A 13,399-nucleotide genomic window follows, 5' to 3' on the forward strand; every position below is an offset into this window, starting at 1 on the left:
CTGCCGCGAGACGAGCAGTACGCTCGTTGCCGATCAGGTGACTGCATCTCACACCGGCGACGGGAAAAACCCCGTGCACTCAGCCGCTTGGCGGCGTACCATCAAAAGACGGTTTCGACATCTGACGAGCAGCCAGGCCATGCGCGATAACACGTCGACGGTCCCAACGGCAAGACAGGACTCTCAAGCAGGAGACGCCCTGACAAGTTCGGCACTGGTTCTGCCTGAAAGCCATGGCGACGTGCCAATCAGCTGTGCGCAGCCCGCAGCTTGCTGGATCCTGCTGGCCACCTTGCTTGTCGGCTCGGGTTGCTCTTCATCGAACAGTGAAGCAACCACGCCCCCACCGGACGATCAAACCACGACAACCATCAATACAAGCAACTACACGACTCTGCTCGCCTTCCTGTTCGACGTCATCAATGCAGAGCCTCTCGCACCATCGAGAGAGACCGTAGACACCGTGTACGGTGAGGATATCGACGGTGTGCCAGAGGACAACGGGCTCCTGTCAGAAACATCAAGCGTGTATGACCCGGAATCCGCAACCGTCCGTCAAACCTACGCCTGTGGAGAAGGTGGCTCCTATGTGTTCACGAACCCCGGCCACGCGGTTGGTGGTGGCAGTGGTGAGTTCGAGGACTGTCAACTCGGCGACAGAATCGTCAATGGTACCTTTGTGCGCAGCCACACACTGGTGAAATACGTGTACAGCCCGGGCTGGGCCACCAGCATCGACTACCAGGATCTCAGCCTGCTGACGGAGTCCGAAGATGCCTCGCATTCTCTCGACGGCAGTCTTGATGAGTTCGCCGGTGAGAACGAGAACAGCGAACAGTGGTCCATCACTCGTTTCAGTTGGCAGAGCAGCAGCAGTGACCTACTGCTGAGCGAGGCAACGACACGACGGTATGCTGGCGATCAGGCAGACAACCCCGATTACACTGACGGGTGGAAGCGAAGCCTGTCCACCCGCTTTGACGTGACGGCTACGCAAACCGGCAACCAGAGCCTGAGCGTTGTCACTGAACAGGAGTTCATCACCCGTCATCGCAGTGGCAGTTATACCAGCGGCATTCTCCAGATCAGTGCCGACGACGGCAGCGAGATGCGCCTGATAGCCGACAATGGCAACCCTGACACCTTTCAGGTAGACGTGAGCAGCGACGGCACTCTGAGCTCATTCACTTTGCCCTGGAGTGATGAAATGCAACTGCCTTGCCTGGCCTCCCCCGATGACAGCGAGACCCTGGCCCACACCTGCCAGTAACCGCAAGAGCCCCCACTGTCTGCCGCTGCATCGGCGCTCCTTGCCGACCGGCCCTTCCGTCACTCAGCGGGGTGTGAGATGAACCCCCGCCAGCATGCATCGAACGGAACCTCCTGCAAGCTCTATCGTGGGTACCTGCAGAGGCAGTAGTCGGCAGCTTCGTTCAATTATTGCTCTCTGATCGGATGTCAGACTTGCATGGGCTCGTGACGACAGCGCCAGCAAGCGTGCCGAATCACCCTGCAGTTCGATGGCATTGCCCGCAAATTCGGCTATCTGCCGATGGGACAATGCAATGATGTCACGTCCTGATTCCTGCAGACGATCGATGACTTCTGCCCGGCGGCGTCTGTCGGCAACATGATCAACACCGACCATCGCGAATTCAGTGCCTATACACATCAGCACATTGGTGTGGTAGATCGGCGTTCCGTTTTCATCCACCGCATCGAACACCATGGGTTCGAAATTGAAATGCGTACAGAACCGCTCCAGCGCGATGGGATCAGCCCGCCGGGAGCGAGCAACGTAGGCCACACGATCCACATGGTCCAGCACCATGGCACCCGTGCCCTCCAGCGATAGACCATCAGCCTCGAGCCCCGAATAGTCGATGACATCCTGCACGCGATAGCGCTGCTTGAGCATGTCGATGATGTCACTGCGCCGTTCCCTACGACGATTGACCACCTCCATCGGATAGAGAGCAACATGCCCACCCGAGTGAGTCGAAAACCAGTTGTTCGGAAAGACGGCATCGGGCCGGTCTTCACGCTCGTCATCGAAAACGTGGGTGGTGACGCCATGAGATTCCAGGACGGCCGCGGCCTCGGTCACTTCGGCATACGCCGCCCGACGGACATCGTCCGCACTCAGTCCATCATCACTGCGCTGAAAGGCATTATCAGCTCGCGTCTGCGGATTCGAGCAGAAGTGATGAGGTCGGACCATCACCACGGATGATGGCGCCTGCACGCTTCGACGCATTCTCGGAGCTGTCGCCACCATCACGCTGCCTCCTTCGAACGCAACAACATGCCGAACAGATCACGCGGATCATCCGGATCGGCCACCATGTCCAGCATGTCGAAGTGTGCGTATTGTTCCAGCAGTGAGTGAACAAGACACAGCGCCGAGAAATCCTCTGTGGCAAAGCCGACCGAATCGAACAGGGTGGTCTGCAAGGCTGCCGTTCTGCCGGGCTTGCTGCCATTGATCACTTGCCAGAGTTCAGTGACTTCGTGCGTTTCAGGTAGCTGCTGAATCTCCCCCTCGATGCGCGTCTGAGGCGGGTATTCGACAAAGATGTCGGAGCGCAACAGGATATCCCGGTGCAGTTCGGTCTTGCCCGGGCAATCACCACCCACGGCATTGATGTGGACTCCGGCCCCGACCATATTGGGCGTCAGGATAGTGGCATACTGCTTGTCCGCGGTGGCTGTCGTGACAATGTGCGCACCTTCGACAGCGGATTCCGGCGATGTGCAACATTCGATCTCGAAGCCCAGTCCTGCCAGGTTGCGTGCACATTTCTCGGTCGCCACACTGTCGATGTCGAACAGTCGCAAACGTTTCACCCCCAGCACGGCCTGAAACGCCAGCGCCTGGAATTCGGACTGTGCGCCGTTCCCGATGATGGCCATGATGGAGGCATCCTCGGGGGCCAGATGTCGTGCGGCGACTGCCGATGTTGCTGCGGTACGCAGCGCCGTCAGCAGAGTCATTTCCGAAAACAGGATGGGGTAACCGGTATCCACGCGCGCCAGCACACCGAAGCCGGTCACTGTCTGCAGGTCCGCGCGTGTGTTGCCCGGATGCCCGTTGACGTACTTGAACCCGTAGGTTTCCCCATCACTGGTGGGCATCAGTTCGATCACGCCCACGCTGGAATGTGAAGCCACGCGCGCCACCTTGTCGAACAGTTGCCAACGCGTGAAATCGTGTTCGATCCTGTCGGCCAGTTGCCGCAGGAACTGTTCGATGCCGACACTGTTCACCAGCTTCATCATGTTCTCGACACTGACGAATGGCACAAGGTTGATATCCGGACGACGCAGCATATCCATGGTTCTTCTCGGTTGTGGGACAGGTATCCCGGTGGGTGAGAGGAAATGCACGTTGGTCAGGCATTTCCGATATGGATAGTGTATTTTTCAGTAACGGCAGTCTCAATCCATATAATTGATCAATATCACTGACTATTCGATCAATACGAAACAACGGAAGTTCGAAATGACGAAAATCGATCAGGCGCTGATCGCCGCGCTCAGGCAGAATGCCCGCGCCTCGGTCACGGAGTTGTCGCACCGTCTGGGCGTGTCGAGAACCACCATTCGAACGCGGATCGACAAGCTCCAGGAATCAGGCAAGGTCGTCGGCTTTACCGTGGTACTGGAAGGCGATGACCAGGATCAGCCTGTCAGAGGCGTCACGATGATCGAGATCGAGGGCAAGGGAAACGATGCCATCGTGAAGCGACTGTCAGGCTTCAGCGAGATCCAGGCGATCCACACCACCAATGGCCGATGGGACTGTGTCGTCGAATTCGCCACACAGACCCTGGGTGAACTGGACGATTTTCTGAAGCGCCTGCGATTGATAGACGGCGTTGCCAACAGCGAAACCAGCCTGTATCTGGCGACGGTCAGAAGCAGTCGGGGAGTTCGCCAGCAATGACAGGAACTGTGCGGCGCCAGCCGTGCACGACAGCGTACGCCAGGCGGCGATCTCCGCCCCCTCAGGAGTTCATCAGGGCCGCCACGAAATTCACTCGCTTCAAGTCTGCCAGATTGCCCACCGGGGTCACTGCCAGACGTGGATGCCCTACCACCACACACAACGTCTCGGCTCTCGAGACAGCGACATTGAGCCGGTTGCGATCGAACAGGAAGCTCGGGCCTCGCGGAGACGCTGCAGCGTCACTGGAGCACAGACTCAGAAAGACCACCGGTGCCTCCTGTCCCTGAAAGCGATCGACGCTGCCGACTCTGGCACGATCACCCAATGCCTGTTGCAAGCGTGTCACCTGTGCGTTATAGGGCGCCACGAACAGCATGTCTGCCAGGCTCAGTATGCGTTCACTGCCATCATCGCATCGCAGCGGCCTGCCCACCAGCGACTTCACGGCCATGATGATCACGTCCACCTCTTCGGCACTATCCTGAGCGTTGCCTTCATGCATTACCGGCAGGTAGACAATGCCGGCTTCCTGATCCAGCACACAGCCATCACCCTTCAGACCCAGGGTACGACGTGCCGTCAGCTCGGCATTGACCAGTTGACCGGCGTACACGTATCGACTGACCAGCGCATTGACCGCCGGGTGCATGCGGTAAGTCGTACCCAGAAACACGCCATGCTCCGGCGCGACGGCAGCGGTATCACCCAGACGGTAGTCCAGCACGGACAGGCCACTCTCGGCCGGATGGCTGCCCTGCGTTGGCTGGCCCAGCTGTCTCTGATCGCCCATCAGCACCAGATTCCGCGCTGAACGACTCATGCCGACAAGGTTCGCCACAGCCACCTGTCCTGCCTCATCGATGACCAGCACGTCCAGTGAATCGGCCATGTCATCTCGCGCAAAACCCCAGGCCGTGGTTCCGATGACACAGGCATCGCTCAACTCACTGGCGAGTCTGGCATTGCTGCTGACGGCAATATCCAGCTCGTCCAGCTCGTCGGACGTATGCCTCGTGCAGACGAACTTCGCGGCTATGCCCGCCTCGCGACAGTAGCGAGCGGTTCCGATGAGCAGGTTGTTGATGGCCGAGTGGCTGTTGCTGGATATGCCCACTCGCTTGCCTTGCGCCAGCAATGCACCGATCACCCGCGCGCCAGTATAGGACTTGCCGGCACCCGGCGGCCCCTGAATCACCAGACAACTCTGCTCAAGCCTGCGTACGGCATCGACCGTATCGTCCAGGCGGGTTTGCTCGGAGCGCACAATCGGTCCGCCATCATGGTTCTGTATACGAGGCCTGCGACGTTCGAGAAAATCCTGCAAGGCCGAGCGTTCTGCCAAACCGGACTCCAGGGAACCGACCACGGCATCGATGGCGGCGGGGATCGGATCGGCACGGACTATCTCGTTCGGTACCAGGGAGACCATGTCAACGGGTTCATGCTTGCATTGCACGACAATTCGTCCGCTCTCCAGATCGCTGTATTCCAGCAGCACCTTGCCAGTGGGATGTCGATCATCAATCAACTCCCCTCCCTTGAGCGTGACCTCACCCGAGATCCCTCTGCTCTCCTGGTTCGGGTCGAAGCTGAATTCATACGCCAGATTACGCGCCCTGGGGGTCGGTTTTAAGGGTTCACGCGGCGTGCGGCGGCAATCAGCCAGACAGGCCAGATCATCTGCCAGCGAGGTGTTGGCAGGGTCCATTCGATCGAAGAAGCGCCACCAGGCGTTCTTCTCTTCCCGGCGGTGGAACTCCAGCACCCCGGCCAGTGTCTCCAACACGCTGCGGCTGGCTGCATCCATCGTCTCGTCACTGGCCTGCATCAGCAGTCGATCCCGCAGCTCCACACGAGCCTGGACGACGTCGGACAATTCCGGTTCGATGGGTGGCTCACTGACTTGCGTTTCCACCGGCGTCTGCTGATGCCGGCGTAACCACTGACAGAGTTCCAGTGTCGACTCACAATCGTCGCGATTGTAGCTGCGAATCCCGGCGAGCACGTCGGACTCGCGCCAGTCTGCACTCTCCTCACCCCGAGAAAACGCATCACGCCACAGATCGTAGACCACAACCGAATCGCCGCCCGATGCAACGTCTGTCGCACGTCCCGGTCTGTACAGTCTTTCCACATTCTTGATGGAATAACGTGGCTCACCCACTTGCAGACCATGCGTGACGATGTCATACAGATCGACGAACACCTCGTTCCGCAACAAGTCATCCAGTTCGCTTTCACGGGTGCCATGGGTCCCCATCAATCGCTTGCAAGCCGTGATCTCGTATGGCGCATAGTGATAGATGTGCATGCAGGGGTCTTCAAGCCAGCGCTGATGAACCCAGTCGATGAATCCTTCAAAGGCCAATCGCTCCGCTCGCGTATCATGGGCCCACCAGTCCCGGAATTCCACGCCTCCAGAGTCGTCCTGACAGGCACAGCCCCACAGATACTCAAGCCCGTCCCCCTCCAGGGGGAAGCCTTCGATATCGAAGAATACATCCAGCGGCGAAGCGGCCGGCAAGGCATTCAGACCGGTGGAAGAATCCGGCAGAGACTCCAGTAGACGATATTCCGGCACCTCGCTGTCCCGACTGTCGCGCTGCAAGCCTGCCTGCTGCACCAGCCAGGCCATGCTGGATGCCTCGATACCGGGAACGTATCGCTCGGCACTGTCCGCCAGCGCACTCATGGTCCTGATACCCACCGATTCCAGGCGCTCGATCTGGCGCCGACTGATGCGGGCCACGCGACTCAAGTGATCACACTGTTCCAGCTTGTCTGCCGCGTAGGTGGACCAGTTGCCATGATCGTTGTAACGCGCAGGGTCCGGTTCCGCATCAACACGCCAGGCGTCCTGCTCAGCCTGGAATGTGCGTTTCACTGCCTTGTAGTAGTCAAAGCAGTCGATCAGGGGAATTCTCTCCTTTACTCCATTCCCCAGCGCCACCACCAGATGCTCGGCCCGATGGCCCTGTATCGCATCCAGCATATCCGCATAACAACACAGCTGCAGCACCATGCCCGGCCTGACACGGCGAGCCAGCTTGGTGTCCCAGACCTCATAATGAAAGTCTCCCAGCTCGCTGCAGCCCTCCACCTTGACGAGAAAATCGGCATAACCGCGAAAGGCGCCTCGTTCAAGCATGGCCTGGGCAACAACGTCCACTCCCTCGATCAGCAATTCACGAGTCAATGCCAGGGCCGCCTCGCGGGCCTCTTCCGCTGTGGCAGGCTTCCGAGCCTGCACGCGCTCCATCACATTGACCACGGTCAGACCGCTATCGGCAAACTCCCGCTCGAGCGCCTCTTCATGCGCCAGACCACGCTGCGCCAGCAGGTCAAGCATGTCATCGGCTTCATCACTGGCAGGTGCCTGCTCGGGACATTCAGCCGCATAGCGTGCCATCCAGGAGGCATAGGGACTACTGAGCCAGCGAGAAAGGTCGGTTGGAGCGTAAACCAGAGCGCTGCCTGAATAGTGCATGGGTGCCTGCCGTTCGCGAAAGCGTCATCATACCGGAGTGTACTCGACAGGCATTTTGTGTTCCAACAGGAGCGCCGCTATCTTCCCGGAGCCGATCAACTCGCGGTTTTCGGCTCGCAAATGGGCTGGTAGTTCTCCGGTTCACGGTGCAGTGCAAAATTGAAAATGTTCCGACGAATCTCGGCGCAGCGATCAAGATCGATTTCGGCAATGACCAGCTCATCACCAAAGCCCTGTGCCCGGGCGATGATCTCGCCTGTAGGCGCAATGATGCAAGTACCTCCGATGAGATCACAACCCTCCTCGCATCCAGCCTTGGCGACACCAATCACCCAGCAGCCGTTCTGATAGGCACCGGCCTGCATGCACAGATGGTTGTGAAAATCCTGCAGGTGATCGTGTTCGGGTGCCAAAGGATAGTGTACAGGTGTGTTGTAACCCAACATGACCATCTCCGCGCCGCGAAGCGCCAGAACACGGAAGGTCTCCGGCCATCGTCGGTCATTGCACAGGCACATGCCCATGACGCCTCCGAATGTCTCGAATACCGGAAAGCCCAGATTACCGTTTTCGAAATAGCGTTTCTCGAGATGCTGAAACGGACGCCAGGGCTCGTTTTCCGCGTGACCCGGGAGATGTATCTTGCGGTATTTCCCGACAATCTCGCCCTCTGGAGAGACCAGAATGGATGTATTGAAGCGACGCTTGCGGCCGCTGTCATCAAGAGACAATTCGGCATAGCCCAGATAGAAGCCCATACCCGATTGACGTGCAGCATCGAACAGCGGCTGAGTCAGTGGCCCGGGCATGTCAGTTTCGTAAAAGCTGTCCAGTTCCTGTTCGTCTTCAAGGTACCAGCGAGGAAAGAATGTCGTCAGAGCCAACTCAGGATAGACGATGACGCTCGCCCCTCGGCGGTGCGCCTCGTGCATCAGGTCGATCATGCGCTGCACCACAGACTCGCGCGGCTCAGTGCGACTCACGGGCCCCAACTGCGCCGCTGCCAGCAAGTACTGTCGTGTCATCGGGGTCTCAATGCCATGTTCTCAGCACGTCGCCTGCTGCCGCACTTCGTCACCGGATTTTCCGACGAGCGCTTGATACAGCTCGGGATCCGTATCACCTTCGGTACCGAACACCAGTACCGATGATTCGCTGCTCAGGTGCAAGGCTTCACGGGTTTCGGCCACCTGGGCGACCAGTGCCAGAGCCAGCATGCCGGCCACGGCCGATTCGCCGGCCACGGCAGCAGGGTCTCCATCGAGAGGAAAAGCCATCTGTCGCATCATCGGTGCCACCCCGCTATCGGGAATGGCAACAACGGCATCCGCGTGTTGGCGCAGGATGGTCCAGGCCAGCAAGGACACTTCACCACAGGCCAGGCCCGCCATGACGGTATCCAGATCGCCAACGACAGCGGTCGGCTCGCCCGCTCGCAGTGTCGCCAGCCAACAGGCGGATTGGTCCGGATCCGCCAGAATGATCTGCGGACGATCCTTGCCATAACGCCGCGTGAAATAAGCCGCCACGGCCGCTGCCACGCCACCGACACCTGTCTGGATGAACACATGCGTCGGTCTGGATGCCAGCTGCTCATCGGCCTCGGCAGCCATCAGTTCGTAACCTTGCATGACATCCCTGGGGATATCCACATAACCGGGGTAGGAGGTATCCGAAACGACAAACCAGTCATTATCGCTGGCAGCTTGCTGAGCCGCACGCACGCTGTCGTCATAATTGCCCTCAGTCCGTATCACCCTGGCGCCATAGCGCTCGATGGCCTGACGTCGAGCCTCGCTCACGGTTGCATGAATGAAAATGACACAAGTACAACCGAAGCGCTCGGCTCCCCAGGCCACGGACCGACCATGATTACCATCGGTAGCACAACAGACAGTCATGCGGCTGACGATATTCACATGCTCACCGTTCAGAATGGCCTGCATGTCCGGCTCGGCACCGCCTGTCTCTGCGGCGATGCAACGTTGCAGCAGACGTCCGACAGCATAGGCCCCACCCAGGGCCTTGAAGCTGCCCAGGCCGAAACGCGAGGACTCATCCTTGTAGTGCAGATTGCCAACGCCGAGTAGATTCGCGAGCGCCGGCAAACTCAGTAACGGCGTACTTGAATAACCCGGCCAGGATGAGATGGCCGTTCGGGCCTGCGACAGACCCGCATCACTGAGGACCGCATCCTGCTCTGCAGACCAGCTGGCAGCAGAATCTGCCAGCCGGTTTCGCAGAAGCTCGAATGACTCGCCTTGCGGCACCTGAAAAGCGTTCGATGATGTCGTCATGACAGTCAATATACCGCGTTCTTGCCAGATACCGTATTCACGACCAGCATCCTGGATACGGCAAGACCGGAATACCATGCGCCGAAGCCAACTTGAATGCGTTCAGAAGCGGGCCTTTTCCTCTTCAATCGATGACAACAAGGCTTCCAGCATGTCAGTGCCAGCCTGGCCGTAGCTCTTCGCGATCAACTCCCTTACTGCCGGCTGTGCCTGCTCGGCGAAGCGGGCCATTTCAGCCGGCGAAACCACATTGACCTTCATTTTCTCCGACAATGCCGGCAAACCCGTTTCCGACGCCTCGATGACGCGAGACATCGAGCGGCCTGCTTCGGTCGCCACCTCGGATGCCCAGTTGACGATGGTCTTGTGTTCATCACTCAGTCCGTCGTAGAACTCCTGATTCATGAGCCACACATAGGGCGTGATGATGTGATTGGTAACAGACAGGTACTCTTGCACTTCATCGAATTTGGCAAAGGCGATGATGGGTATCGGATTCATCTGACCATCGGCCACACCCGTTTGCAAGGCGGTATAGACCTCGGCCCAGGGCAAGGGGGTGGGCTTGCCACCCAGCGATGAAATGATGGCTTCGTGCGTTGGCAGCGTCATGGTACGAATGCGCAATCCGTCCATGTCATCGACAGAGGTAATGGGCTTGCTGGAATTGGTAATGGCAAAGAAGCCACCCGAGTCGAGCAGTCCCATGACCTTCATGCCAGTGCTTGATTCCATGTCTGCCACGAACTTCTTTCCAAAACTGGAATCCTTTGTAATGACGCGAGAAGCGACACCGATATTGGGAAAGGCAAAGGGAATGTCGAACACGCCTACCGGTGGATAACTCTGTGCGACACCGCCAGAAGACGAAATCGTCGACTCGACGATACCGGCACTGACCTGATCGATGACCTCATTGTCCTTACCCAGCTGCCCATTGGCAAACAACTGAACTTCAATATCACCATTGGACGCACTCTCCACCAGCGATTTGAAGACGGCTGTCATCGCACCCGAGTGACTCTGGAAGGGATCCTCCGGATTCAGGTGAGCGAGGCGCAACGTCACATCAGCGGCCATGACCGGTGTTCCCAGAGCCAACAGCGATGCTGCCGCCACCAGGCTGACGCCCAGCTTCTTGCAATGATTCATGCCAAAACTCCTGTTCATTTCTGCTTTCATTTGAATTTCCACAACAATCCGGATACTACAACCCGAGCAATCTCGGGATGAACAACGTCAGATCAGCCCAATAGGCCACCAGAATGAGAATGCACACTTCCGCCAGAATGAATGGCATGAGTGCCGCGGATATCTTCTCCACCTTTTCGCCGGTCACCGAGGCCAGCACGAACAGACACGCTCCGACAGGCGGCGTCATCAGCGAAATATTCAGAGCCAGAATGATCATGATGCCCGCATGTACCGGGTCCATTCCCAGCTTCAATGTCAACGGAGCCAGCACAGGAGCCAGAATGATCAGAGTTGCATTGATATCCATGACCAGGCCGATCACGAGAAGCAGCAGCAGAATGAGACCGATGATGACATCCGGGTTCGAAGAGACGGACAGCAGACTCTCGGCCACGGCTTGTGGAACCTGATTGAAGGCCATCCACCAGCCAAGGATGGTGGCAGAGGCAATGATGAGAAATATCACCCCGGTTATTCGTGTGGTTCGGACACCGATCTCGTACAGATCCCTCCAGCTGAGCGCGCGATACACCACGCCGCCCACAAGAAGTGAGTAGGCGACTGCGATGGCTGCGGCTTCCGTTGGTGTCGCGAAACCTCCCAGTATGGAGCCAAGAATGAACACAGGAAGGATGATGGCCAGAATGCCTTCTCGCAGCGCACGCAACACGATTCTGAAGCTGGGTCGCTCCTGCCCCTTGGGCAAGTCCATACGTCTGGCCAGCAAGGCAATCACGATCATGCAGATGATGCAGATCAACAATCCCGGCAGAATACCGGCGGCAAACAAGCCGGCAATCGACACGCCCATGATGGAGCCATAGATGATCGCGAGGGTCGACGGCGGAATGGTAGGACCGATGATGGACCCGGCGGCCGTTACTGCGCAGGCAAACGGCCGACTGTAGCCGCCTTTCACCATTGCCGGTACCAGTGTATTGCCGAACGCTGCGGCATCAGCGGTCGCCGAGCCGGTGATTCCGGCGAACAGCACGGACGCCACCATGTTCGAATGCGCCATGCCGCCACGTAACCAGCCTACCAGCGCGTCCGCCAGACGTACCAGTCCCATGGTGATACCCGAACGATTCATGATTTCACCGGCCAGAATGAAAAAGGGCATGGCCAGAAACGGAAACAGATCCAATCCGGCGAATACCCGGTCAGGCGCCATCGTCATGAACCTGGGGCCCATTTGCAGAATGCCCCCCATTCCGGCAACGCCGATCACGACGCCCACCGGTAGCCCGATGACCATCAGGCCGAAAAACAGGATTGCCACCAGAGTCATGTCAACGCTCCTCCACGAACGAGCCGGAGGGCGGCCTGTCCGCACCGGTACTGTCTGGTGGTTCGGGAGCACAGAAATCCCGCAAACCCACGAGAACGAGCTGCAGACAGGCTACGGCCGCCGCCAATGGCACACCAATGAAGGGATAGCCCTTCGGCATGCCGAAGATCATCGTCACCCGTTTGAATCCGCGTTCGACAAAATCGATGCCATACCACAGTAGTAGAAAGAAGAATGCAAAGGAGATCAGGTCGAAGGCCAATGCCACCCATCGCCGCATACCGTCCGGAAAATGCTTGAAAACGTACTCCACACCAATATGCTCACGATAGACAATACCGCTGGACACTGCCAATAGCGCCATCCAGATCATCAGGTAGCGAGCCAATTCCTCGGTAAAGGTCAGTGGCAACGGAATGGCGTAACGAACCAGAATGCCCAGCCACACATCCAGAACCAGAACGACCAGAAGAAACACGCAAAAAGCTTCTATCCAGTGATTGATTCGCCGGCTGAGCTTTCCGGCTTTTACACCAATCTCCTGCATCTGTTGAGTATCCAAGCTTGCGTTAGTCGGCGAACATTACTGCACAGGGGTTTCAATACTGTCAATGACGTTTCAAACGGAAAACGGAGTCGCACCTTCATGGGGCAACAGGCTCTGACACAGGCCATTGACTGACGACAACAGGCCATACGATGACAAACGACATGCATCGAAAAATCGACGGGAAAACAGCACTGGACAACTGCTCGACTGCCCCACCAGCAAAGATCCGATTCAGACGTGAATCGACTCACGCCTCTTGTTGGGGCATGCGCAACTACCCAACAAGTTTGATGAATCCTCGGCAAAGATCACTTGCCGTCTTCAATTGTCCCTCATCAGGCCGAAATTCCGTGGGCAGATCTCGCAGGTTGCGATTCCGCGCGCACTGAAGGCTTGCAACGGTCGGCTGCCATTCTGCGCTGGCATATCCCCCGTGAACGGACTGTGTTGGCTGAGCTGAGCTGAGCTGAGCTGAGCTGAGCTGAGCTGACTGGCTGAGCTGACTGGCTGAGCTGACTGGCTGAGCTGACTGGCTGAGCTGACTGGCTGACCGACCGACCGACCGACCGACCGACCGACCGACCGACCGACCGACCGACCGACCGACCGACCGACCGACCGACCGACCGAC

10 protein-coding genes are annotated in these 13,399 nt (G+C 58.1%); 2 read left to right on the forward strand and 8 right to left on the reverse strand.

Annotated features, from left to right (window positions below; genetic code table 11):
* Positions 1–139 precede the first annotated feature (139 nt).
* The gene (locus ACUNV4_RS22570; protein WP_430880893.1) at positions 140–1,270 is read left to right on the forward strand and encodes a hypothetical protein; all 1,131 of its coding nucleotides are present in this window, start codon (positions 140–142) and stop codon (positions 1,268–1,270) included.
* Positions 1,271–1,333: 63 nt separating this feature from the next.
* Here the strand turns inward: ACUNV4_RS22570 and ctlX are convergent, their stop codons facing one another.
* Together ctlX and ACUNV4_RS22580 are read right to left on the reverse strand one after the other, a co-directional pair.
* Positions 1,334–2,278, reverse strand: coding sequence for a citrulline utilization hydrolase CtlX (gene ctlX / locus ACUNV4_RS22575; RefSeq protein WP_430880894.1), 945 nt, complete (start codon positions 2,276–2,278; stop codon positions 1,334–1,336).
* Entirely contained in the window at positions 2,278–3,336 is a 1,059-nt protein-coding gene (locus ACUNV4_RS22580) for an ornithine cyclodeaminase (RefSeq protein ID WP_430880895.1), read from the reverse strand. The genes ctlX and ACUNV4_RS22580 overlap by 1 nt, the downstream gene beginning before the upstream one ends.
* Before the next feature lie 166 nt (positions 3,337–3,502).
* Here ACUNV4_RS22580 and ACUNV4_RS22585 point away from each other — a divergent pair, with 166 nt between their 5' ends.
* On the forward strand, positions 3,503–3,946 hold the full coding sequence (locus ACUNV4_RS22585) for an Lrp/AsnC family transcriptional regulator (RefSeq protein ID WP_430880896.1): 444 nt from the start codon (positions 3,503–3,505) through the stop codon (positions 3,944–3,946).
* 61 nt (positions 3,947–4,007) lie between these two features.
* On the opposite strand, the gene ACUNV4_RS22590 is transcribed toward ACUNV4_RS22585, so the two are convergent.
* From ACUNV4_RS22590 to ACUNV4_RS22615, 6 genes are all read right to left on the reverse strand, one after another.
* Complete coding sequence (locus tag ACUNV4_RS22590; RefSeq protein WP_430880897.1) at positions 4,008–7,436, reverse strand: TM0106 family RecB-like putative nuclease; 3,429 nt, start codon at positions 7,434–7,436, stop codon at positions 4,008–4,010.
* Between the two features lie 95 nt (positions 7,437–7,531).
* Complete coding sequence (locus tag ACUNV4_RS22595; protein ID WP_430880898.1) at positions 7,532–8,461, reverse strand: N-carbamoyl-D-amino-acid hydrolase; 930 nt, start codon at positions 8,459–8,461, stop codon at positions 7,532–7,534.
* Between the two features lie 21 nt (positions 8,462–8,482).
* Positions 8,483–9,733, reverse strand: coding sequence for a diaminopropionate ammonia-lyase (locus tag ACUNV4_RS22600; RefSeq protein ID WP_430880899.1), 1,251 nt, complete (start codon positions 9,731–9,733; stop codon positions 8,483–8,485).
* A gap of 102 nt (positions 9,734–9,835) precedes the next feature.
* On the reverse strand, positions 9,836–10,885 hold the full coding sequence (locus ACUNV4_RS22605; RefSeq protein WP_430880900.1) for a TRAP transporter substrate-binding protein: 1,050 nt from the start codon (positions 10,883–10,885) through the stop codon (positions 9,836–9,838).
* A gap of 55 nt (positions 10,886–10,940) precedes the next feature.
* A complete protein-coding gene (locus ACUNV4_RS22610) occupies positions 10,941–12,218 on the reverse strand; it encodes a TRAP transporter large permease (protein ID WP_430880901.1) in 1,278 nt (425 codons plus the stop codon).
* Position 12,219: 1 nt separating this feature from the next.
* Positions 12,220–12,780, reverse strand: coding sequence for a TRAP transporter small permease (locus ACUNV4_RS22615; RefSeq protein WP_430880902.1), 561 nt, complete (start codon positions 12,778–12,780; stop codon positions 12,220–12,222).
* Positions 12,781–13,399: the final 619 nt, after the last annotated feature.

Source organism: Granulosicoccus sp. 3-233, assembly GCF_052681095.1.